At 69.5% G+C, this 21,496-nt stretch carries 22 protein-coding genes; 13 read left to right on the top strand and 9 right to left on the bottom strand.

All coding sequences use genetic code 11. The features are described 5' to 3' along the window. Positions 1–167: 167 nt before the first annotated feature. Positions 168–863 (bottom strand): hypothetical protein, encoded by a 696-nt coding sequence (locus ACWDMM_RS01350; RefSeq protein WP_357105211.1) that lies wholly within the window; start codon positions 861–863, stop codon positions 168–170. 60 nt (positions 864–923) lie between these two features. Between ACWDMM_RS01350 and ACWDMM_RS01345 the strand changes: the two genes are divergently transcribed. From ACWDMM_RS01345 to ACWDMM_RS01295, 11 genes are read left to right on the top strand one after another with little or no spacing between them, the layout of a single operon-like run. Further along, on the top strand, positions 924–2,315 hold the full coding sequence (locus ACWDMM_RS01345; RefSeq protein ID WP_449935399.1) for an ATP-grasp domain-containing protein: 1,392 nt from the start codon (positions 924–926) through the stop codon (positions 2,313–2,315). Further along, positions 2,312–3,172: a Rossmann-like domain-containing protein gene (locus tag ACWDMM_RS01340; RefSeq protein ID WP_449935396.1), complete on the top strand. Its 861-nt coding sequence runs from the start codon at positions 2,312–2,314 to the stop codon at positions 3,170–3,172. Before ACWDMM_RS01345 ends, ACWDMM_RS01340 begins: the two co-directional genes overlap by 4 nt. After that, on the top strand, positions 3,169–4,218 hold the full coding sequence (locus ACWDMM_RS01335; RefSeq protein ID WP_449935393.1) for a PLP-dependent cysteine synthase family protein: 1,050 nt from the start codon (positions 3,169–3,171) through the stop codon (positions 4,216–4,218). Before ACWDMM_RS01340 ends, ACWDMM_RS01335 begins: the two co-directional genes overlap by 4 nt. Next, the gene (locus ACWDMM_RS01330; RefSeq protein WP_449935390.1) at positions 4,215–5,255 is read left to right on the top strand and encodes a mandelate racemase/muconate lactonizing enzyme family protein; all 1,041 of its coding nucleotides are present in this window, start codon (positions 4,215–4,217) and stop codon (positions 5,253–5,255) included. The genes ACWDMM_RS01335 and ACWDMM_RS01330 overlap by 4 nt, the downstream gene beginning before the upstream one ends. After that, positions 5,252–6,562, top strand: a complete 1,311-nt coding sequence (locus tag ACWDMM_RS01325; protein WP_357105201.1) for an MFS transporter — start codon at positions 5,252–5,254, stop codon at positions 6,560–6,562. Before ACWDMM_RS01330 ends, ACWDMM_RS01325 begins: the two co-directional genes overlap by 4 nt. Continuing rightward, positions 6,559–7,395: a class I SAM-dependent methyltransferase gene (locus ACWDMM_RS01320; RefSeq protein WP_357206029.1), complete on the top strand. Its 837-nt coding sequence runs from the start codon at positions 6,559–6,561 to the stop codon at positions 7,393–7,395. Before ACWDMM_RS01325 ends, ACWDMM_RS01320 begins: the two co-directional genes overlap by 4 nt. Beyond that, a complete protein-coding gene (locus tag ACWDMM_RS01315) occupies positions 7,392–8,321 on the top strand; it encodes a GHMP family kinase ATP-binding protein (protein WP_195081325.1) in 930 nt (309 codons plus the stop codon). The genes ACWDMM_RS01320 and ACWDMM_RS01315 overlap by 4 nt, the downstream gene beginning before the upstream one ends. Continuing rightward, positions 8,318–9,127, top strand: a complete 810-nt coding sequence (locus ACWDMM_RS01310) for an ABC transporter ATP-binding protein (RefSeq protein WP_357105196.1) — start codon at positions 8,318–8,320, stop codon at positions 9,125–9,127. The genes ACWDMM_RS01315 and ACWDMM_RS01310 overlap by 4 nt, the downstream gene beginning before the upstream one ends. After that, entirely contained in the window at positions 9,124–10,206 is a 1,083-nt protein-coding gene (locus tag ACWDMM_RS01305) for a FecCD family ABC transporter permease (RefSeq protein ID WP_357105193.1), read from the top strand. Before ACWDMM_RS01310 ends, ACWDMM_RS01305 begins: the two co-directional genes overlap by 4 nt. 29 nt (positions 10,207–10,235) lie before the next feature. Further along, complete coding sequence (locus ACWDMM_RS01300) at positions 10,236–11,204, top strand: ABC transporter substrate-binding protein (RefSeq protein ID WP_195081322.1); 969 nt, start codon at positions 10,236–10,238, stop codon at positions 11,202–11,204. Then, positions 11,201–11,746: a GNAT family N-acetyltransferase gene (locus tag ACWDMM_RS01295; RefSeq protein WP_323124254.1), complete on the top strand. Its 546-nt coding sequence runs from the start codon at positions 11,201–11,203 to the stop codon at positions 11,744–11,746. Before ACWDMM_RS01300 ends, ACWDMM_RS01295 begins: the two co-directional genes overlap by 4 nt. A gap of 986 nt (positions 11,747–12,732) precedes the next feature. Here the strand turns inward: ACWDMM_RS01295 and ACWDMM_RS01290 are convergent. From ACWDMM_RS01290 to ACWDMM_RS01255, 8 genes are all read right to left on the bottom strand, one after another. Further along, on the bottom strand, positions 12,733–13,743 hold the full coding sequence (locus tag ACWDMM_RS01290) for a DUF5914 domain-containing protein (RefSeq protein ID WP_195081321.1): 1,011 nt from the start codon (positions 13,741–13,743) through the stop codon (positions 12,733–12,735). Further along, positions 13,736–15,334: an FAD-dependent oxidoreductase gene (locus ACWDMM_RS01285; RefSeq protein ID WP_449935382.1), complete on the bottom strand. Its 1,599-nt coding sequence runs from the start codon at positions 15,332–15,334 to the stop codon at positions 13,736–13,738. Before ACWDMM_RS01285 ends, ACWDMM_RS01290 begins: the two co-directional genes overlap by 8 nt. Continuing rightward, positions 15,331–15,663 carry a lycopene cyclase domain-containing protein gene (locus ACWDMM_RS01280; protein WP_195081320.1) on the bottom strand — a complete coding sequence of 111 codons (333 nt, stop codon included), beginning with the start codon at positions 15,661–15,663 and terminating at the stop codon, positions 15,331–15,333. Before ACWDMM_RS01280 ends, ACWDMM_RS01285 begins: the two co-directional genes overlap by 4 nt. Further along, positions 15,660–16,013, bottom strand: a complete 354-nt coding sequence (locus ACWDMM_RS01275) for a lycopene cyclase domain-containing protein (protein ID WP_195081319.1) — start codon at positions 16,011–16,013, stop codon at positions 15,660–15,662. The genes ACWDMM_RS01280 and ACWDMM_RS01275 overlap by 4 nt, the downstream gene beginning before the upstream one ends. A gap of 10 nt (positions 16,014–16,023) precedes the next feature. Further along, on the bottom strand, positions 16,024–17,028 hold the full coding sequence (locus ACWDMM_RS01270; RefSeq protein ID WP_357105187.1) for a phytoene/squalene synthase family protein: 1,005 nt from the start codon (positions 17,026–17,028) through the stop codon (positions 16,024–16,026). Between the two features lie 37 nt (positions 17,029–17,065). Beyond that, positions 17,066–18,151: a glycosyltransferase gene (locus tag ACWDMM_RS01265; RefSeq protein WP_449935378.1), complete on the bottom strand. Its 1,086-nt coding sequence runs from the start codon at positions 18,149–18,151 to the stop codon at positions 17,066–17,068. A 538-nt stretch (positions 18,152–18,689) separates the two neighbouring features. Further along, entirely contained in the window at positions 18,690–19,352 is a 663-nt protein-coding gene (locus ACWDMM_RS01260; RefSeq protein WP_357105184.1) for a response regulator transcription factor, read from the bottom strand. Further along, positions 19,349–20,431: a sensor histidine kinase gene (locus ACWDMM_RS01255; protein ID WP_357206034.1), complete on the bottom strand. Its 1,083-nt coding sequence runs from the start codon at positions 20,429–20,431 to the stop codon at positions 19,349–19,351. Before ACWDMM_RS01255 ends, ACWDMM_RS01260 begins: the two co-directional genes overlap by 4 nt. A 194-nt stretch (positions 20,432–20,625) precedes the next feature. Here ACWDMM_RS01255 and ACWDMM_RS01250 point away from each other — a divergent pair, with 194 nt between their 5' ends. Beyond that, entirely contained in the window at positions 20,626–20,970 is a 345-nt protein-coding gene (locus ACWDMM_RS01250) for a DUF6223 family protein (protein ID WP_195081314.1), read from the top strand. A gap of 142 nt (positions 20,971–21,112) precedes the next feature. Beyond that, entirely contained in the window at positions 21,113–21,442 is a 330-nt protein-coding gene (locus ACWDMM_RS01245) for an ArsR/SmtB family transcription factor (RefSeq protein ID WP_195081313.1), read from the top strand. The last annotated feature ends 54 nt before the right edge of the window (positions 21,443–21,496 follow it).

Genomic DNA, 21,496 nt, shown 5'->3' with positions numbered 1-21,496 from the left:
GGCACGCGCTCGACGAAAAGACCGGCTTCGGCGACGGCGATCCACCCAACGGGTAACGACCGGCTGGATCCATAATGGCGCTCGATGGGGGCGGCGTCCTGGACGCGGCGGGGTGGCGGACGGGGCGCGGCCCGAGATTCGCCGCCCGCATCGAGGGGCCATGCTGGCTACTTTGTCGCGAATGGGGTGTTGATCGTGGTGAAGTACTGGATCGCGGCGCCGATCGCCACTGGAGCGGTGACCAGGATCTGGCCCGCCACGGTTCCCAGAGCGCCGACCGCGGCGATGCCGACAAGGCAGCCGACGCCCGCGGCCGGGATGAACGGGCCGAACAAACCCGCGATGGTTCCCGCGGCGATGGTCGCGCCCGCAAGGCCGCCGAGCACGCAGCCCACCGCCGCGCCGCCCAGGCCGCCGACCAGGGTTCCGATGGTGGCGCCCATGCTGATCGTGCTGGTCATGCGCGACCAGGCGGCTTGTTCACGGTCGTACTCGGTCTTCCACGGCGCCTTGTCCTCGAACGGCAGCGCCACCGGCTTGTAGACCGCGCGATCCATCGACAGGTCCGGCGTCAGGGTCGCGGTGCGGCCGGAGATCTCGGCGACGATCGGGAATTCGAATTCGTCGACGGTGAACCGCAGCGGCGTCCCCGCGACGGTGACGCCGTCTCGGGACTTCACTTTCAGCGCTCCGTCCTCGACCACCAAGGCGCCGGAGTCGATTTCGATGATCGAGGACGTGTCGGTGGCATGCGCGGTGAAGGAGATGGGCCGGTCGTCGCCCGGGTCGGAGTGGGCGGTGCCCGTCACGGCGGTCAGGGCGGCCAGCGCCAGCGCGGGCACGGCAAGTGTCCTCAGCAACATGGTGGTTCCTCATCATGATCTTGGTCGAGCCAGGTGCGCGACCACGAGTCATTATTGAGAATGATTATCGTTATCAGCAACTTCTTCGCGAAATATGTTGCACCACAACGCCTCTGCGCTCGTCGGTCACAGAACCCTCTTGCTTCGCAAGTGATAATGGTTATCATTATGTGCCGCTCGAAGGTTGGAGGGTTTGTGGGACATCTGCTGATGGTGGAGAGCTGGGTCGGCTCCATGAGCACGCTGCTTCCGGCCGGGATACGCGACCGAGGGCATACGTTCAGCTTCCTCACCCGAGATCTGAGTCATTACCTGCGCGGCAAGCCGAGCACCCATCCGCTTCTGGGCGCGGCCAACGTCCTCACCGCCGAAACCAACGACGAGACGGCACTGGTGGCGTATGTGCGCAGGCTGCACGAGGTACTGGCCTTCGATGGAGTGCTGTCCTCGTGTGACTACTACTTGCCCACCGTCGCGGCGATCGCCGCGGATCTGGGCTTGCCCGGCCCCGCCAGGGACGCCGTCGACGCGGCCTGCCGGAAAGACCGCACCCGCGCGCTCTGCCAGGCCGCCGGAGTGCCGGGCCCGGCCTTCGCCGTTTCCGAGGATTGGGGCGAATTAGCCCGTGCGGCAACAGAAATTGGCTACCCGCTGGTCGTCAAACCGGTGGACCTGTGCGGCGGCATGTACGTCCGCCGCGTCGACGACGAGCAGCAGTTGCGCGCGGCCGTCGAGCGGATCGCCGGCTTTCCGGTGAACGCGCGCGGGCAGATACGCGCACCACAAATCCTTGTCGAAGAGTGTTTGGCGGGGCCGGAATTCAGCGTCGAGACGGTCACCGTGCGCGGCCACACCACCGTGGTCGGCGTGACCGACAAGCGGCTGACCGGAACGCCCGCGTTCATCGAGGCGGGGCACATGTTCCCGGCCACGCTGACCGACGACGAGCAGGCGGCCGTCAGCGCGGTGGCCCGCGACGCGATCACGGCGCTCGGCCTCGACGACACCGTCGCGCACACCGAGATCAAACGCACCGCCGACGGGCCTCGGTTGATCGAGGTGAATCCCCGTCCCGCCGGCAATCGGATCACCGAACTGGTGCGCCGGGTGACCGGGATCGACCTCGCGGCCGTGCACGCCGAGGTGGCCGCAGGTGGCACCCCCGACCTGACACCCCGCCCGACCGGTACGGGCAGCGCCGCCATCGCATTCGCGGTAGCCGATCGCGCGGGTGTGCTGACGGCGATATCGGGCGACGAACGCTGGGACGACGATCCGCGCGTCGTCGAGCACACCCTGGCCGAGCCGGGCACCGAGGTCCGGATCGCGACCGACAACAACACCTACCTGGGCCATGTCATGGTGGTCGACGAGCAACCAGGCGCCGCGGGCGATCTGGCGCGCGACCTCATCGACAAGCTCACCGTCGACGTCGCGCGGGTGGCGTCATGACCACCGCCGATCTCGCCCTCGCGCCACGGCCCCGCTCGGTCGTCGAACTCACCGACTGGGCACGGGAGGCTCGTCTCGGCGCCGATCCGGCCGGCCTGGCGGTGGCCACGGCGTTCCACACCCGCTACGGGACCCGGCACACGGGCCGTCGCGGCGGGTATCGCAACGAGGTGCTGAGCGTTCGCGTCGGTGCGGCCGTCGGCTCCTGCGGGCTCGAGCCGGGTGAGGATTGCGGCCGCGCGGACGTGCTCGACGACTGTGTGGGAGCGACAGTGGCGCAGCTGTTGGCCCATCCACGACAGACGGTCCGGATCGCCGCCTTGGACGCGTATCTGATGCATCTACGGCCGCACCCCGTCGCGGCAGGTGTCGCCGCCGAACTCGTCGACGTGACCGGGGGCAGCTCGCTGGAGAAGTCCCGTCAGCGCGCCGAGGCGGTGGTGGATCTGCTGCCCTCCGGCGTGCGGCGCGTGCTGGTCGTCGGCGTGGTCGGCTCCTTGCTCGCGGCTCTGCGTGCCCGCGGCATCGGCTACTACCCGTGCGACCTGGTCGGAGGGCGAACCGAATGGGACGAGCCCGTGTATCGCGCCGCCGCCGACACGCCGCCGGACTACGACGCGCTGCTGGTCACCGGGATGACGCTGGGCAACGGGACCTTCGACGCGCTGCTGGCCGAAGCGAACGACCGATCACTCCCCCTGGTGTTGTTCGCCCAGACCGGCAGTGCCGTCCTGCCCTGGTTTCTTGGCCGGGGCGTCACGGCGGTCTCGGCCGAACCGTATCCCTTCTTTTCCCTCGACGGCGGCCCCAGCACCCTGTTCCGCTACCGAGACGGGGGAACCTCGTGCAACCGATGACCAGCCCCGCACCGCAACCCGCGCTCCTCGGTTTGGTCGGCGGCACCCCCGTCGTCCCCATCCCGGCCGGCGCGGGTAGTTACCTGGCCAAACTGGAGGCCGCGAGCATCGCGGGCATGAAGGCGCGTGCGGCGGTGTCGATGCTCAGCGCCGCACGCGCCCGCGGCGAACTCACCCCGGGTGCGACGGTGATCGAATCCACCAGCGGCACGCTGGGTCTCGGCCTCGTCCTGGCGGGCAAGGCGCTCGGTCATCCCGTCGTGCTCGTGGTCGACGACGAACTCGAGCCGGAGATGCGCGCGCTGTTCACCGCCTTCGGTGTCGGATTGGAAGTGGTCTGTGACCCGCATCCCGAGGGCGGCTGGCAGCGCGCCCGGCTCGACCGGCTGGCCGAACTGCTCGACGCCACCCCGGGCGCGTATTGGCCCGACCAGTACGACAATCCGGACAACGCCGCCGGTTACGCGGCCATGGCCCAGGAACTGCTCGAGCAAGTCGGCCACGCCGATGTGCTCGTGGCGGGTATCGGCTCCGGCGGCCATTGCGCAGGCCTGACCCGGGTGTTGCGCGCACACTGGCCGGAACTGCGGGTGGTCGGTGTCGACTCGGTGGGCTCGCGCATCTTCGGTCAGCCGGCCCGGCCGCGGCTCATGCGCGGCCTCGGCAGCAGCATTCTGCCGCGCAACGTCGCCTACGACGACTTCGACGAGGTGCACTGGGTCGGCCCGTCCGAAGCGGCGGCATCCTGCCGTCGACTGGCCGCCGCCACAGGTATCGCGGGCGGTTGGAGTACCGGGGCGACCGCGCTGGTCGCCGGCTGGATCACCCGGCGCGAGCCCGATGTTCGCGTACTCACCGTCTTCCCCGACGGACCACACCGCTACCTGCGCAGCATCTACGACGACGAGTGGTGCCGGCGAAACGGCTTGCTCGGATCGACCGTCACCGAACCGGTGGAACTGCCCGCGCCCGACGCCGAAGAGGCGCACGGGTGGGCTCGGTGCGCCGTGGTCCGCGACCCGTTGGGCAAGGAGGTCAGCGCATGAGAACGACGTGGACGACCACGACTCTGGAATTGGCTCGCCCCCTGCGCATCTCGCGCGCGACGATGGTGGAGCGAGTAGCGGTGTGGGTCACGGTGACGGCCGACGGGCACGCCGGACACGGTGAAGTCGTCGGCAGCCCCCGCCTCGGGCTCGACCTCGCCGCGATCGACGCCGCCCTGCGCGGGCTCGCCGGGCGGATCGCGGGCTGCGCCGATCCCGATGAGGTCCGCGCGCTGCTGCCGTCGCTGCGCTCGGAGTTCGCGCTGCCGGTGGTCGCCGCGCTCGACAGCGCGGTCCACGATGTGCTCGCTCGCCGCGCGGGGCTGCCGCTGGGTGCGTATCTCGGCCTGCCGCAGTGGGATTCGGTGCCCACCGCCTACACGATCGGCCTGATGAGCCCAGGCGAAGCCGAGGCTACCGCGGACCGCATCACGCGGGCCGGATTCACCGTGCTCAAGGTCAAAGCGGGTGCGGCGGACCCTGCCGAGGACATCGCACGTGTACGCGCGATCCGCGCGGCGGCGCCGACCGCGCAACTGCTGCTCGACCCCAACGGCGCCTGGGACGTCCGCACCGCCGTCGCGGTGCTCGACGCACTCGCCGACCAGGGCATCGCCGCCGTCGAACAGCCGGTGACCGCAGGCGACCCCGATCGACTCGCTGCGGTCGCCAGGCAGGTGCCGATGCCGGTGCTCGCCGACGAGGACGCGGGTTCTCTCGCCGATCTGGACCGGCTGCCCGACGGCATCGGCGGCATCAACGTCAAACTCGCCGAATGTGGCGGGCTCGACGCGGCGCGCACGATGCTCGACTGGGCGAGAGCGCGAGAATTGCCGGTGCTGCTGGGCTGCCAGGCCTGCAGCTCACTGGGCATCGCTCCCGCGGCCCAGCTGGCCGGGGCCGCGCGCTGGGTGGATCTGGACGGTCATCTGTTGCTGGCGGACGACCCGTGGACGGGTTTGGGCGGGGCGGACGGCACGCTGCGGCGACCGGCCGGGCCCGGACTCGGGGTACGGCGCGTGCGAGCCGCCGCGTGAGGGGGCTGGGGCTGTTCGGCACGTTCCCGCTCTCGGTGCGCTTACTGCTGGTCAACCAGCTCGTCGGGAACATCGGGTTCTTCATGCTGGTGCCGTTCCTGGCCGAATACCTGCGCACCGATCTGGCGCTGTCGGCGGCGGTGGTCGGTGTGGTGCTCGGCGTGCGCAATCTGAGTCAGCAAGGGCTGTTCCTGGTCGGGGGCTCGGCTTCGGATCGCCTCGGCGCGCGCGGGGTGATCATCGTCGGCGCGAGCATCCGGGCGACGGGGTTCGCGCTGTTCGCCGTCGGCGGCTCCCTGCCGGTGGTGCTGCTCGCGTCGGTGCTCACCGGATTCGCGGGGGCGCTGTTCAACCCGGCGGTGCGCGCCTACATCGCCCGCGACAGCGGCGACCGGGCGGCCGAGGCGTTCGCCTTGTTCAACATCTTCGGCAATACCGGTTCGGCCTTGGGGCCGGTGGTCGGGACGCTGCTGGCCACGGCCGGATTCCGCTTGACCGCGGTGGCCGCGTCCTGCGTTTTCGCCGGATTGACCATCGCGCAGTTGATCCTGCTGCCCGCCCGGCCCGCGCCGCGCAGGGACACCGCACTGCGCGCGGATTTCGCGCGGGTGTTCGCCGATGGCCGATTCTGGGCTTTCGCGCTCGCGCTCATGGGCATGTTCGCCCTGCAGAGCCAGATCTATTTCCTGTTCACCCTGCAGGTGCAGGACCTCGCCGGGTCTTCCGCCGGCCCGGGGGCGGTGGCGGCGTTGTTCGTCGTCGAGACGGTCGCGGTGGTGGCACTACAGGTTCCCATCACCAGGACGCTCTCGCGGCGGACGGACCGTGGCTCCGGGATGGCGCTGGGGATGGCGGTGCTCGGCGCGGCATTCCTGGTCCCGCCCGCCGGGCGAGTCGCCGCGTCGCCGGGCGGCGACGGACCGATCGCCGTCGCGGTGCGAGTCGCGCCGGTCGTGGCGGCCGCGGTGGCGCTCGCGCTCGGTGTGATGGCCGTGCAGCCGTTCGTGAACGAGGCGATTCCCCGCTTCAGCGGACCGCACCTGACCGGCACCTACTTCGGCGCGTTCTATCTGGCCTCCGGCGTGTTCACCGTGGTGGCCACCACCGTCGTCGGCACCGCCGTCGACCATGCGGGCGGACCGCTGACCTGGCCGCCCGCCCTGCTGTGCGCGGGCATCGGCTGGTTGTCCGCCGTCGCCGTGCTGCTGTTGCGCAGGCGCGGCTGCCTCCCGAAGCCCACCGCATCGCAACCCCGACCGATCGACGCGACGCCGAGTCGCACGGCGAAAGGCGATCCCGCCCGATGACTGCTCACGATCAGGGCCCGGTCCTGCTCAGCGAGAACCTGCTGACCGACAATCCCGCGCTCTACGAACGCACTTTTCCCGACAGCGGCCACCGCAACGCGCGCTTCGTCGCCGATCTGCTCGCCCGCTTCGGCGCGGGCACGCTCACCGACCTGCTCGACGTCGGGTCCGGCACCGGTCGCGACGCGGCCCGTCTCAGCGAACTCGGATACCGGGTGCGGGGGATCGACATCTCACCGCGCATGGTCGAATACGCCCGGACCCGTTACCCGGCAGTGGATTTCAGCGTCGGCGACGCCCGCGCCCTGCGCGCCGACGCGCCGGTGGACGTGCTCACCTGCTTGGGAAGCACGCTGCTGCACCTGCACGACACCGCCGAGTTGGTCGCGGCCCTCGACCGTTTCGCGACGTGTCTGCGCCCCGGGGGTCTTCTGATCCTCGAGATGCGCAACGGCGCCTTCCTGCTCACCGATCGCGGGCGACGAGAATTACTCGACGAGCAACTGGTCCGGCAGGTCGACTGGGAAGGCATCACCTACACCTCCCGCACCTCGCTCACCGTGGACCTGCCCGCGCAACTGCTGCGCAGGCAACGGATCTGGACGTGGCCGGGATGTCGGGAGCCGGTCGTCCAGCACACTGCCTGGCGATTGCTGTTCCCGCAGGAACTGCGTCACCTGCTGGCGGGTGCGGGCTTCGAGGTGCTCGCGCTGTTCGACGCGCCGGGACCGTTGACCACACCGGGCTGGCCCGCCGACGGCGTGCTGTCCGAGCGGCTCGACGGAGACCGGCTGCACGTGGTCGCCCGCCGCACCGCCACGGGGCCGCGGTGACCGCCGCACCCCGCGTCGGCGTCGGCAGCGCGTTCGGCAGTTGCGGGGAACTGCTGCAAGGCGTCACCGCGGAGCACGACCGCGACTTCCTGGTCACCCTGCCCATCGCCCGCGGCGCGGTCGCGGTCTTCGAACCCGACCCGCACCGGCACACCGTCACCGTCGTTCCCGCCCACAAGACCAAGTCCGCCGCCCTGGCCCGCGCGCTGCTCGCACGCTCGCCGGTGCTGCGTGGCGGTGTGCTCACCCTGCTCGGCGACCTGCCCGAGGGCAAAGGCCTGGCCAGCTCCACCGCCGACCTGGTCGCCACCGCCCGCGCCGTGGCCGACGCCGAGGGCCGGGAGATCGGCCCCGGCGAGATCGAGACCGAACTACGGCGTATCGAACCCTCCGACGGCGTGATGTATCCCGGCGCGGTCGCCTTCTACCACCGAGAAGTACGGCTGCTGGCTGTGCTCGGCGCGCTGCCCCCGCTGACCATCGTCACCGGAGACGAAGGCGGCCACGTCGACACCGTCGCCTTCAACCGGCGCAAGCGCCCGTTCACCACGGCCGTCAAACGCGAATACAGTGCGTTGCTCGCCGAGCTCACCGGCGCGGTCGCCCGTCGCGACGTGACCGCGATCGGCGCGGTGGCCACCCGCAGCGCGGAACTGAGCACCATGCTGCGGTCGCGGCCGCATCTGGACGCGACCATCGGCGCGGCCAGGGAACTCGGCGCGGCCGGGGTGGTCGTCGCGCACAGCGGCACCACGACCGGCATCCTGCTCGACGAGGCCGACCCGGCGCTGCCGGCGAGAATCAAGGCGGCACAGCGTGTCTGCGCCGGTTTCGCCACGGCGGTCACCGTGCACCGCACGTGGCGGCCCGCGCCGCCGGACTGGACCGAGTCTCCACGGCGTGCCGCGGCGGCGGTGAGCCGATGATCACGGTCGATGACGTGGGCTTCTCCTATGGCGGTCAGGTCGTGCTCGACGGAGTCGGACTGATCGCAGAGCCCGGCACCACCGTCGGCTTGATCGGGCCCAACGGCTCGGGCAAATCCACACTGCTGCGCCTGCTCTATCGCGCGCTGCGGCCCCGGTCCGGTGTGGTGGCCATCGATGACACTCCGGTCGAGGCGCTGCGCGGCCGGGCCCTGGCGGCGCGACTGGCCGTCGTCGCGCAGGAGTCACCCGCCGAGACAGCGATCACCGTCGCCGAAACCGTGCTGCTCGGCCGTGCCCCGTGGGCCGGTGCGCTGCAGGGCTACTCGCGCGCCGACCGTATCGCCGCCGCGGCGGCGCTGGCTCGTGTCGGGGCCCGTCACCTGGCCGATCGCCCCTACACCGCGCTCTCCGGCGGCGAACGCCAACGGGTGCTCATCGCACGAGCTCTGGCGCAGCAAGCCGACCACCTGCTGCTGGACGAACCGACGAACCATCTCGACATCGGCTATCAGCACGAACTGCTCGGACTGATCCGGGGTCTGACGACCACCACCACGTTGGTGGTGCTGCACGATCTGAATCTGGCCGCCCGCTACTGCGACCGCCTGGTGCTGCTGCACCGAGGCCGGGTGGCCGCAGCAGGCCCGGTGGCGGAAGTACTCACTCCGGCCGTCCTCGAACCCATCTACGGCGTCCGCGTCCACATGTCGGCCGCGTTCGGCGCGATGCAACTGCTGTTCGGCCCCCGCGACGCGGAGTCGCCCACCGAGGTTCTGGATCCGGGAAAGGCGGCTGCTCGATGACCGCGACCTCACCCCGCACCGAAGACGCCGACGATCTGGACCACGCGCGCCACCGCGCGACAACCGTGCTGTGGCTCGGCGGGCTCGGCGCCACGCTGGCCGTGGTGCTGATCGTGGCCACCGGGCTGGGGCCGGTGTGGGTGCCACCCGGCACCGTCGCGCGCATCGTCGGCCACCACCTCTTCGGGACGCCCGCAGTGGCGGACTGGACACCGGCCCAGGATTCCATCGTCTGGCTCGTGCGTGTGCCGCGCGTGCTGCTCGGCGCCATGGTAGGCGCGGCGCTGGCCGTCGCGGGAGCGGTGCTGCAGACCTTGGTGCGCAACGTGCTCGCCGACCCGCACATCCTCGGCGTCACCTCAGGCGCCTCGACCGGCGCGGCGATGTCGCTGCTGTTCGGTGTCACCGCGGCCACCGCGAGCGCGCTCGCGGCCAGCGCGTTCGCCGGTGCGCTCGCCGCGACGGTCCTGTTGTTCGCCATCGCCAGGATCAACGGGCAGATGACCTCGCTGCGGCTACTGCTGGGCGGGGTCACCATCGGTTACCTGTTCTCCGCGGCGACCAGTTTCCTGATCTTCGCCTCCGACAACCAGGAAGGCGCCCGGACCGTGTTGTTCTGGCTGCTGGGTTCGCTCAGTTCGGCGGGCTGGTCGTCGGTGGCCACCACCGCGCTGGTCACCGCGGCCATGGCCGGTTCGCTGCTGCTGCTGGCGGCGCGACTGGACGTGCTCGCCGCGGGTGACGACACCGCACGCGCGCTGGGCCTGTCCCCGGTCCGGCTCCGGATGCTCGCGTTGGGCGTCGTCGCGCTCGGCATCGGCGCGGTCGTCGCGGTCGCGGGCGCGATCGGCTTCGTCGGCCTGATCGTGCCGCACGTCGCCCGCCTGTGCGGCGGCGGGACGCATCGCAGACTGATCCCGCTGTCCGCGGTGCTGGGCGCGCTGTTCCTGGTCGTCGCGGACGTCGCGGCCCGCGTGGTCTTCGCCCCCCGCGAACTACCGCTGGGAATCGTCACCGCTGTCGTCGGTGCGCCGCTGCTGCTGGTGCTGATCCGCCGGTTCCGGCACTCACCCACCTGAAACTCTGCAGGAGAGGAATAACGATCATCGTGTCCATAGGTCTCCCCCGGCTCGCACCCGTACCCGTCGCGCTGCTCACCGCGGCGCTGCTCACCGGCTGCGGCAGCCCCGCACCCGCCACCGTCGAGGCGGCGGAAGGGTTCCCGATGACGATCTCCAGCTGTGGCCGCGACGTCACCTTCACCAGCGCGCCCCGCCGCGTGGTGACGGTCGGATCCGTCGCAGCCCCGCTCATCGCGGCCGCGGGCGCCGCCGATCGTATCGTCACCCGTACATTCGAAACCGCTCCCTTTCCCGGCCGATACGCCGACGCCCTCGAGGGCATCGAAATCACGGCCCCCACCGGCGAACTGGCGCGCGAGGAAATCATCAACCGAACCCCCGATCTGGTGGTGAGCTTCGAGGGTGCGGCGGTCACGCCCGAGGATCTGGCACGGGTGCGCATTCCGCTGCTGGTGACCCGCGGTTACTGCCGCGATGCCGCGGGGAACTACGACGATATCTTCGCCGACATCGAGTTGTACGGACGGTTGTTCGGCACGTCCGCGGCGGCGAACGCCGAAGTCACCGCGTTGAAGCAGCGGGTAGCGGCGGTCGCGGACCGCCACCGCGCCGAGCGGGCCGCCCGGCCCGCCGCGGCGCTGATCATCTCGCGCGACGGCGCCAAGCTCAGCGCCTACGGCAGCACCAGCACCGTCGCCACCCAGATGCGGATCCTCGGTCTGGACAACGTCTTCGGCGACGTAGCCAAACGCAACTTCGACGTCAACACCGAAACTCTGATCCAGCGCGATCCCGAAGTCGTCATCTTGCTCACCCAAGGCACCCAGACCCCCGAATCGGCCCGCGACGCCCTGCGCGAGCGCCCCGAACTGGCCGGACTGCGCGCGATCCGCGCCAACCGAATCATCGCCGTCCCGTTCGGCTACACCGGCCCTGGACCGGTCGCCGTCGAGGGCCTGGAAGTGCTGGACCGCGAGTTGGGAGCGCACCGGTGAGCGCGCCCGCCGCCACCGGCTACCAGCTGCGCGTGGCCTGCGCAGACGATCTTCCCGGCGCCCGCAGTGTCATGCTCGACACCTTCTACGACGTGTTCGGCATCGGTTATCTCCCCGAGCACCACTATGACGTGATCGACCCGGAAACGGTGTATCTGCGCCACCCTCGCAACCGGCTCTGGGTCGTCGAGCACTCCGGCCGCATCGTCGCCACCACCGCGATCCGCGCACAAGGCCCTCGCCACCCACCGCACCCGGCGTGGCTGGCCGAACAGTACCCCGACCAGAGCACCGCACAGCTGTTCCGCGTCTACGTCCGCCCCGAGCACCACCGGCGCGGCCTGGCCACACGGTTGGTCGACGCGGCGATCGACTACGTCTCGGTTACACCGGCGTTCGAGCGGCTGTATCTGCACACCGACGCCAGGACGCCCGGCGCGCTGGAGTTCTGGCTCACCTTCGGCCGGATCGTCCACGACGCACGCGGACCGCACAGCGGATTTCAGACAGTGCACCTCGAGATTCCCCTGCCCCGGGCATAGCACAGCCAGCCGCTGCAAGTCGCCGCCGTTCGTGGCTTACGAAGGCGATCGCCCACTACGCACGCAGAGCAGGTATGGTCACGATCGTCAGTGGAGAGACCGCTGGCCCGCAGGTCCGCGACCGCAGCGGGAGGCCGAAGCGCGGCCCACACCGGAAGGGCCCGTATGGCCGCCCAGCTGCCATGTCCCTGGCTCCGGTGCTCGGCGGTTATCTGTTGAGGGAGAATACGGGCGTGAGCGACGCAATCGGCAGCACGTTCGAACATCAGCTCGACGTATCAGCGGTCGTGGCGCCGACGGGTGCAGTGGCACTCGTCGGCTGCTAGCCCGATGTCGGAGCGGGTAGGGCCCGGATGGGAATCCATGCCGCAGTCCGGCGGGAAGAGGTTCGACGAGCCGGAACGGTTGCGCAGTAGGCAGGCAGAAGGAATGAAGGCTGTGGAGATGCCCGGAGCCGACGACGGCACGTCGAAAGTCACCCGACTACCACGCCGCCCGCGACGCGTGGCGGAAGAGGCCGGCGAGCGTCTTCAGAAGACTTGGCGCTCCGACCGTGGCTCCGTCTACGACCCCGCGCCGACCAAGCCCGTCCTGCGATCGGAACTGCAGCGGGAGACAGGCTGGTGGCCGGTCGGCCCCGGCACGGCGCGACATCGCGCTCCGGAGAGCGATCCAGGTGGTGCCGAGCCTGACGGAACTGTGGTCGACCTCGACGCGTTGCGCAGGAAACGAGCTGGTGGCGATAGTCCCGCCGCCGACATCCGGCGCACGGTCAAACCGCGCCGAATCGCGAAGAGCGCGGGCAAGAGATCAGGCACCGAAGATCAGCCCGACGATGGTCGCAGCGGTGATCCCGGTTCACCGCGGGTCGATGGACCTGCTGGGCCATGACGCCGACCGCCGCGGACCCGTGGGATCGGCGGTCGCGATAGTGGCGCGTTCGTGATCGATCGTGCGTGAACAGTTCGTCGCCGGGGTTCCACTCCCTATCGACGGTGAGTACGCAGTTGGTACCGGCGCTCGGCGTACGCCAAGTCGTCACGCCACAGCCGCGTCGCGGCGCGAGCCATCAGCGGGCGCAACACCGGCAGGAGTCGATGCGCGTACCGGAAACCCGGCCGTTCCGAGTTCGCGATCACTGCTTCGATCACCGCGGTGCGCGCCCGGCCGTCGGGGCCGGGGCCGATCGGCGTCGCGTGGGTTTCCACCACGCTTCCGGTTCCCTCACCGGAGACGATTCGCATCACGACGGTGCGCGGATCCGGGCAGGTGAACTCGGCCACGACGGGCACGCCGAGCCTGCGGGTCACTCGGAAGGTCACGGTGAGCAGGAATCGGTGATTCTCCTCGGTGATGTCGTGCCGCGGCGGGGTCTGTGTCACCTCGAGGCGGGTGAACGAGTACGGATGCAACCATGCGCCGTGCCAGGGGTCGAGTCGGTTCGCGATGATGTCACGGGGTTCGCACACGCCGGTCGAGCGGGTCACCGCGTGCACGGTGGTGTCGGCGGGGCGGGGGCCGATGATCGGCGTGTCGGTAGGTGTCTGCTCACCGATCGTGTCCAGCCGCACCCAGGCAAGCACGCCGTCGTCGTAACTCGGGTACGGGCACCATCGGGCGGATCCGGTCGCTTCCACCCGCAGTCCGTGCCATCGGCAGATCAGTGCGGCGTCATCGACCTGCGCCTCGGCGAGCGGCGCCCCCAGGTGTGGACAGGCTCCCGGACCGACGTGCAAGACGTCGCGCTCGTCGCGCCAGGCGACGAGTTCGATCCCGCCGATGGTCGCGCTCAGCGGACGGCCGCGACCGACACTGCGACTGGCCGCGAGGGTGTACCAGTTACCCGAGGGTCGCTGCTGTGACCATCGTGTCGCCGCCGCGATCAGACCGGGGTCGGCATCCGCGTGGGTCGGCCGCTGGCGAGACCATTCCTCCGGCGCGAACCGCTGTAGCGGTATGTCTTTCGGCCATCTGCCGAACTCGGCGCGCTTACTCATCGCTACCCCCGCGAGCGGCGAGCGCGCGCAGGATCGCCGATCGGCCCCAGATGGGGACCGTCTGCAAGGAGTGTCCGGCACCGGCCCACTGACGGACCAGCGTGTTCGCCGCGATCCAGCCGGTGGTGGCGGCGCGTTCCATCAGAGCGACCGGCAGGTCGACGCGTATGCCGTCGCCGGCCAGGACCAATCGCGGGTGCGGAGTAGAGATACCGGGCCGTCGAGCGAAGTCGCCCGGCGCGAACCGTGGGCAATCCTGCCGCCACAGCATGGTCTCCCCCACGATGCGCGCTTCGGCCGTCTCGGGGTAGATATGGTGCAGCCGGGCCAGCATCCGGCTGCGGACCTCGTCACGCGCCTGGCTGGGCGGCATCCCGTCCGCAACGGCGTACGCGTGCGATTCGACGACGCTTCCACCGCTCTCGCGCGCCCAGTCCGCCGCTTGCTTCTCGTACTTGCTCACCACGCTGATGTTGTCGAGCGGGTCCAGATTGCCGGTGCCGAGAAAGCTCGGACGGTCAGCACGAATCGGCTGGTTCAGCCACAGACGCTGCACCGCGAAGGACGGTGCGACAGCCAATCGGGCTACTTGCGCGCGCCATGGGCCGTCGCCGAGCGTGGGTGACGCGGCGACGATCCGGCGCAACCCGGTGATATCGACGGCCAAGACCACCGCGTCGGCGGTCGTCTCGGCGTCGGTGTCGTCGAGCACCCGGAATCCGCTGGTTTCGTCCGCATCGATTCGGCCGACGCGCACGCCCGTGTGAATGCGGACGGTGCCCGGCCGCCGGGGCACTCGCGGCGCGGTGAGGTACTCCGCGAGTGGTGTCCACAGGCTGACATCGAAATTGTCCTCGGCCACGTCGAAGAGCAGGCCTTCGCTGGAGCCCAGAAAATAGATGTGGAACATCGTCGCCAGTTCGGCGGCGGACATGTGCTGGGGAGCGACGAAGAAGCTGCGGGAGAACACCTCGAACGCGAGGTGGCGCGCCGCTTCGGGAAAGTTGACGCGATGCAGGAACGTTTCCGCATCCAGGTGATCGATCCGGTGGTAGATGTCCGGGACCGAGACCGCGGCCAGCGGCGCGGCGGCGCGTGGGTCCATACGAATCAGATCGCGCAGTCGAAACGTCGGGCTGCGCAGGGCGAAGGCGAGCGCGTTCCAAGGCGGAGTGCTCGGAAGATGGCGGAAGGTGTCGCGGCGGCCCTCGGCGTCGATGAGCGGGTAGTCGTCGAGCCGACGCAGCCTGCGTAGCTGCGGATCGGTACGGGCGAGCAGTTTGCGGAGGTTGTAATACTGCGCGAAGAAGGCGTGGAAGCCGCGATTCATCCCGACGGCGCTGCGGTCGGGAAGCCGCTCGGTCCAGCCGCCGACCCGTCCGCCCAGGTACCGTTCGCGTTCGATGACTTCGACGTGGAATCCCCGTTCGGCGAGCCCCGTCGCGGCCGCCAAGCCCGCGATCCCCGCACCGACGACAACGGCGCGCGGGCGGCGACCGTCGCGGCCGACGTCCATGTGCCCCGCGGCGGCGGGAAAGCGGACGCGCCGGGAATCCCCGCGCCGCCGCGAAGCCGACCCATCGCGCCTCATCGCCGCACGCCTTCCTGCCGCTGCCTTGTCCGCTCCCAGCCGAGGAGTACCGAGGTCACCAAGACGAAGCCGAACAAGAAGTCCTCCACCGGGATATCCCAGGGGAACCGGAGCCCCAGGACATGGTCGGGGTTGTACCGCACGATCGGCGCGTCGAGCCTGGTCAACCACCCGTCGACGGGGATTTGAAAACTGAGGACGATCAGCATCGTCAACCAGTAGCCAGGTCGCCGGAACAGCCCGGTCCGCAACAGCGTGCACTCGACCAGACACACCACCACGACCGCCGCCACGGCGGGAAACGTGTACCCCCAACCCACCGAATTCATCGTCGCGGCTGTTTCGTCGGGCTGGTGCTGCCGCGGCGGCGAGCAGCGCCGAGCAGCGTTTCGACCGCGTCGTAGGTCAGCAGCCCGCACAGCGGGACGACGAGGAAGAACAGCAACTCCTCCAGCGGAATCGTCCCGGGCAGGAACACACCCAGCAGATAGCGGGAGTTGTAGTCCCACACTCCGGCGGCGATCGCCACCAGGTCCCAGACGACGAACAACGTGACGGCGGGCAGCAGGGCGCCGAGCAGCAGCCGCGGTCTCCGGTAGACGCCGCCACCGAGGAACTCCAGCGGAGCGGTCAGCACCAGGCAGGTGAGGAGAACAAGTAGATAACGCCAATGGTCCATCCCAACCACCTCACGTAGGTTCGCGCGAATCGGTGGAATCGAGCGGTGATACGGAATCGTGCGCTGCCGCGCGCGGAGTGTCCGGCCGGGTCGGTCCGGCAGGCCGTCGTGCCCACCACGCGCGGAGCTGGCCCGCCGCGCCGACCTGCAATCTTCGACCGGTGCCGACTCTGGCGCGTCGGCCGAACACTTCGAAGTCCGCGGCTTCGATGCGGTCGAGTATCTCCGCGTACAGCGTCGCCGCGGTCGTCACGCATGGCCGCGAGCGAGGTGCGAGCAATGCGATCCCCTCCCGCGCGTGAGCGTAGATCTTCCTGGTGATCGCGTGCTGTGCCGCCAATGCGCGGCGCACTCGCGGCTCGCCTCGGCGATGTCGGCGGCACCACAACAGCAACTCTCGGTCCACACCGTGCGCGGCCAGTTCATCGGCGGGCAGATAGACACGGTCGCGAGCCAGATCCTCGTCGACGTCACGCAAGAAGTTCGTCAGCTGGAATGCCTTGCCGAGGGCGGCGGCGTAGGGCGCGGCCGCCGCCGTGTCCGTGGCGCCCAGCACCGGCAGCAGCTGTAGCCCGATCACTTCCGCCGATCCGTAGACGTATCGGTCCAGCGCCGCGCGGTCCGGATAGTCGGTGACGGAAAGATCCAGACGCATCGAGGCCAGGAACGCACTGAACAAATGGCCCGGTATCCGATAGGTCTGCGCGGTGTGCAGCACCGCGGCCAGTACCGGATCGCCACCGGTGTCCCCGGCTTCGAATTGCCGTGCGAGTGCGTTCAGCCGGGCAGCGCGTTCGGTCGTCGACAACTGCGGGCGGAAATCGTCCAGGATGTCGTCGGCGCGACGGGCGAATCCGTACAGCGCGTGCACGGCGGGCCGCTGATCGGGTGCGAGCAACCGGGTGGCGAGAAAGAAGGTCTTCCCGTGGCGAGCGTTGAGTTCGCGGCAGATCCGATACGACCGGCGCAGTTCCGGCTCCGTGATGCCGGCGGCGTCGAGTTCGGTTCGCATCATGTCCACCTCTCCTCAACGGCGAAATCGGCGGGCACCGTCATTCCCCGTTCCCTTTCCACGGATACCGTTGCCCGACGTCGGGCGCGGATACGGCGGGCCGCCGACCTGCTGTCACTTCGGTCAACACATCCGCGACCGAGTCGAAGGGGGACCGATTCGCGATATCCGCCGCCAATCGGTTCGCCGCGTCACGGAAGCCGCCCGAACTCAGCACCCGGTCGACCGCCGCGATGATGGCAGCGGGTCGCGGCCGTGCGGTGCCGAGATTGATTCCCACGCCGGCGTATGCCACGCGGGCCGCTGTTTCAGGCTTGTCCGCAGTATCGCCCGCGACGATCAACGGCACCCCATGGCGCAGGGCTTGGTTGACGCCACCGTAGCCACCATTGGTGATCATCAAATCGACGCGCGGTAGAAGACGGTCGTACGAGATGAAATCGGCCGCATATGCGTTCGCCGGCAGCGGGCCGATCGGTGCGTGGGAGCCGCCGGTACACGCGACGACCAGCACATCGGGGCGATGACTCAATGCGGTCAGGGAAGGGCGGAGCAACTGATCGAAACACCGATTGTCCCATGTTCCCTGAGTGACATGGACAATCGTTTCGGCACTATCCGCGGCGGGCAACCGGCTCGGTACGGCGGCATCCATGGCCGCAGGAGCCGGGATCGGTCCGGTGAAGACCACCGACGGCGGCAGATCATGTCGCGGATATTCGAATCCTGGCACAGTGAACTGCAATATCCGATCGGCGAGGAGCGGCCAGTCGAGCAGGAAAACCGGCGCGGGCCCCACGCCGAGCGCACGCAGAACTACATCGAGTTTCGCCTGGACACCGCGAAACAGCACCTGTTGTACGAACCGGTTCATGGACGTGTAGTCGCGACCCGCTTGCGGCTGCCATCCGGTCCCGAACGGCGGACAGTCCGCGCTGGACAGCATCAACGGAACGACGCCGCAGGCAATCACCGGCGGACGTTCCCGCTGGGTCAACAGCAGCGGAATGGCCCCGGTGAACATCACATCGACCAGGACGGCATCGAAGTCCGCGCGGTCCAGCTCGGCGCGCAACGCACGGTGCTGTGCCGCTATCGGCGCGAGAAAAGCGGACTGCAACTCCACTCGGCCGATTCGCCACCGCTGGACCAGACCCGAGGCCCGATTACGCGGCTGTGCAGCGCGCGCCACCTCGGCATCGCGAGGTAGCTCCGAGAATTCGACACCTCGCGCTCGAATGGATGTGCCGAACACGGCTCCGGTGAGCAACCGAACCTGGTTCCCACGTCGCCGCAAATCGGCCGCGACGGCCCGCATGGGTGCGACATGACCGGATATCGGACTCGCCGCCAACAGGTATCGAGCCATATCCTGATTCCTTCGCTGATCTCTCGAGACATCGCAATGGGTTCAAGCGTGGCCGCCGTACCAGTCGTCGGCGCCGATCGCCGACTCGCGCCCATCATTTTCTCGTCGGTGCGATTTCGGGTTCACCGTGAAAACGACGCGGGTGCGCACCCGTACATCCAGATCAATTGTGTCGCATTTTGGCGGGGTATCGGACTGAACGCGGAGAAGACACGCCGATTCGGGGCGCGGGCGGCAACGCACCCTCCGTAGCGTGCTCGGCGCGGCGGACGGCCACGCCAGGCCCCGGGGAAGGTCAGGCTCGGCGAGCGGTCACGAGGCCGGATTCGTAGGCCAAGACGACCAGCTGGGCGCGGTCGCGGGCGTGCAGCTTGGTCATGGCCCGGTTGACGTGCGTCTTGGCGGTCAGTGGGCTGATCACCAGATGCTCGGCGATCTCGTCGTTCGACAGGCCCCGGGCAACGAGCGTGACCACCTCTCGCTCGCGGTTGGTCAGCTCGGTCAGGCCGGGAGCCTCCCCCGAGTCCGGTGGCCTGCTGACGTAGCGGTTGATCAGTTTGCGGGTGATCGACGGCGCGAGCAGAGCGTCACCGCGGGCCGCCACCCGGACGGCGTACAGGAAGTCCTCCGGATGGATGTCCTTGACCAGGAACCCGGCCGCACCCGCGCGCAGGGCGTCGAAGACGTACTCGTCCAGGCCGTAGTTGGTCAGTATCACCACGTGCACTCCGGTCAGGGCCGGGTCGGCGGCGATGCGCCGTGTTGCCTCGATGCCGTCCACGACAGGCATCTGGATGTCCACGAGTGCGATGTCGGGGAGGTGTTCGCGGGCCAGCTCGACGCCCCGGGCGCCGTCGGCGGCCTCGGCCACGACTTCGATATCTTCCTCCGCGTCGAGCAGCGCGCGAAATCCGCTACGGATCAGCGACTGGTCGTCGACCAGCAGGACGCGGATCACCGGGCCCGCTCCACAGGTAGCTCGGCGCGAACGGTGAAACCGCCCTCACCGCGGGGTGCGGCATGTAACCGGCCGCCGAGGGCGGTGACCCGCTCGCTCATCCCGAGCAGCCCCACGCCAGGCGCCGGCGTGGTGTCGGGCGTGGCGCGGCCGTCGTCGTCCACTCGGATCACCAGGGCGTCGGGACGGTGCTCGATGTGGACCGACGCGGTGTCGGCGGCGGCGTGCCTGGTGATGTTGGTCAGCGATTCCTGGACGATCCGGTAGGCGGTCCGGTCCACCGCCACAGGCAGGGCCTCGCGTTGCCCCTCGACCGTCAGCTTCGCGTCCAAGCCGGTCGCGCGGACGCCTTCCACCAGCGCAGGCACCTGATCGAGCCCGTACGACGGTTCGCGGTCGTCGCGCAGGGCCTCCAGTGTGGCCCGCAGCTCCCTGGATGCCTCGCGGCCTGCCGCCAGGATCGCCAGCAACGCCTCGGGGACCTGCTCGCCGCGCCTGCGGGCCAGATGTACGGCCACCTCGGCTTGCAACTTGATCACCGAAATCTGATGGGTCAGCGAGTCGTGCAATTCCCGCGCGATATGCAGGCGTTCTTCGTCGGCCCGCCGCCGCGCGGTCTCCTCACGGGTACGCTCGGCCTCCTCGGCCCGCCGCTCGGCCTGCCGCAGCGCTTCGCCCGCGGCGCCTGCGGCGACCAACCACGCCAGTTGCAGCACGCCACGGGCTTGCGCGAACGCCTCGCCCACGGGCAGCCCGCGCGGTGCGATCAGCAACGCGAGCGGCATGACGAGCACCATGACAACCGACCCCGCCACGGCCGCCACTCGGCGCCCCGCACGGAACGCCGCGTACACGGCGAACAGGAACGCGACAGCGGGCACGTCCACCCCGATGGCCTGGTAGGCCAGCGCGGTCGACCCGGTCACCGCCAGCACCACGACCGGCGCCCGGCGGCTGGCGGCCAACGACAACCCGCCTGCGACCAGCAGCACCCACCCGGCCACCGGCCCCGACAGCCCCGAGACGAGCTGGAACACCGCGATGCCCACGGCGATCGCCCAGTCCCGAAGCCGTTCCATGGCTGCACCCTAACCCGATGCCCGCGCGGGAGAGTCGTCCACCGGAATGATCACTGTCTACCGCGGACGCGGTACTCCCCTCCGGTTCCTACGCCCTCGGTGGCAGCGTGAAGTTGCTGCGCGCGCAGGACGACCGGAAAGCGGTACGGCAGACAGGATGGGCTCCGTCCGCGTCGTTGAAGAAGGAGCACACCATGTCCGTTCCGCACCTGCTCGCCACCTCGGAGCTTCTCGCCCAGGCGGGCAGCTCCGGGTTGACCCCCGGCCGCTTCTGGTCCCTGGTCGGTGTCGCGGTGGGCCTGCTGGGCGTCGTCACCGGCGTCCGGGCCGTCATCCACCGCGCTGGACGCCGCGGCGCGATCACCGCGCTGGCTGCCGGAGTGACCGGGCTGGTGCTCGGCGGACTGGTAGTGGCCGCCGCCGAAGGCGGACCGGGCACGGGATACGGGATCGTCGGCGGCTTCGTGGCCTTGGCCGTCGGGCTGGTCGCCGCCGTCCTCGGCGCGGTCGCGTTGAAGAAGAACCCGCTGTCGTCGTGACCCGCGCTCCGCGCCCCACCGGACCATAGTCGAAGGCAGGCCGCGCGAGATGCAGTGATTGCGTTGTTTGCTAAACTCTGCAAACAGGGTGCGGCCGTGGATGCCGAGCCGCCGCCGGTGGGAGTGGAAGGAGTGGTCATCGATGCCCGGACTGCAGCGACCGCTCTATCAGATGAAGGCCGACTTCTTCAAAACACTCGGGCATCCTGTGCGGGTGCGGGTGCTCGAGCTGCTCAGCCAGCGTGAGCACGCCGTCTCCGAGATGCTGACCGAGATCGAAATCGAGGCGGCCAACCTGTCTCAGCAGTTGTCGATCCTGCGGCGCGCCGGCCTGGTGACCGCGCGCCGCGAAGGGCTCTCGGTGACCTACGAATTGACAACCCCCGAGGTCGCACAGTTACTGGCCGCCGCACGGGCCATCCTCACCGGCGTCGTCGCAGGCCAAGTCGAAGCCTTGGAAGAACCCGCCTGACCTCCGTCACCCCCGGAGGGTGCGCACGTGGCCATTGATTGCAGCTTTTCTAAA

Source organism: Nocardia sp. NPDC003726, from assembly GCF_053586955.1.
Note: the sequence above shows the minus strand (reverse complement) of the source record. Positions and strands in the feature narration are given on the sequence as shown.

Excerpts from the sequence above, each read along its gene's own strand:
- ACWDMM_RS01290 (WP_195081321.1), bottom strand. The coding sequence starts at position 13,743 with ATGAGTAAGCGCGCCGAGTTCGGCAGATGGCCGAAAGACATACCGCTA.
- ACWDMM_RS01280 (WP_195081320.1), bottom strand. The coding sequence starts at position 15,663 with ATGAATTCGGTGGGTTGGGGGTACACGTTTCCCGCCGTGGCGGCGGTC.
- ACWDMM_RS01320 (WP_357206029.1), top strand. The coding sequence starts at position 6,559 with ATGACTGCTCACGATCAGGGCCCGGTCCTGCTCAGCGAGAACCTGCTG.
- ACWDMM_RS01270 (WP_357105187.1), bottom strand. The coding sequence starts at position 17,028 with ATGATGCGAACCGAACTCGACGCCGCCGGCATCACGGAGCCGGAACTG.
- ACWDMM_RS01350 (WP_357105211.1), bottom strand. The coding sequence starts at position 863 with ATGTTGCTGAGGACACTTGCCGTGCCCGCGCTGGCGCTGGCCGCCCTG.
- ACWDMM_RS01310 (WP_357105196.1), top strand. The coding sequence starts at position 8,318 with ATGATCACGGTCGATGACGTGGGCTTCTCCTATGGCGGTCAGGTCGTG.
- ACWDMM_RS01250 (WP_195081314.1), top strand. The coding sequence starts at position 20,626 with ATGTCCGTTCCGCACCTGCTCGCCACCTCGGAGCTTCTCGCCCAGGCG.
- ACWDMM_RS01255 (WP_357206034.1), bottom strand. The coding sequence starts at position 20,431 with ATGGAACGGCTTCGGGACTGGGCGATCGCCGTGGGCATCGCGGTGTTC.
- ACWDMM_RS01330 (WP_449935390.1), top strand. The coding sequence starts at position 4,215 with ATGAGAACGACGTGGACGACCACGACTCTGGAATTGGCTCGCCCCCTG.
- ACWDMM_RS01340 (WP_449935396.1), top strand. The coding sequence starts at position 2,312 with ATGACCACCGCCGATCTCGCCCTCGCGCCACGGCCCCGCTCGGTCGTC.
- ACWDMM_RS01245 (WP_195081313.1), top strand. The coding sequence starts at position 21,113 with ATGCCCGGACTGCAGCGACCGCTCTATCAGATGAAGGCCGACTTCTTC.
- ACWDMM_RS01275 (WP_195081319.1), bottom strand. The coding sequence starts at position 16,013 with ATGGACCATTGGCGTTATCTACTTGTTCTCCTCACCTGCCTGGTGCTG.
- ACWDMM_RS01335 (WP_449935393.1), top strand. The coding sequence starts at position 3,169 with ATGACCAGCCCCGCACCGCAACCCGCGCTCCTCGGTTTGGTCGGCGGC.
- ACWDMM_RS01285 (WP_449935382.1), bottom strand. The coding sequence starts at position 15,334 with ATGAGGCGCGATGGGTCGGCTTCGCGGCGGCGCGGGGATTCCCGGCGC.
- ACWDMM_RS01305 (WP_357105193.1), top strand. The coding sequence starts at position 9,124 with ATGACCGCGACCTCACCCCGCACCGAAGACGCCGACGATCTGGACCAC.
- ACWDMM_RS01345 (WP_449935399.1), top strand. The coding sequence starts at position 924 with ATGATTATCGTTATCAGCAACTTCTTCGCGAAATATGTTGCACCACAA.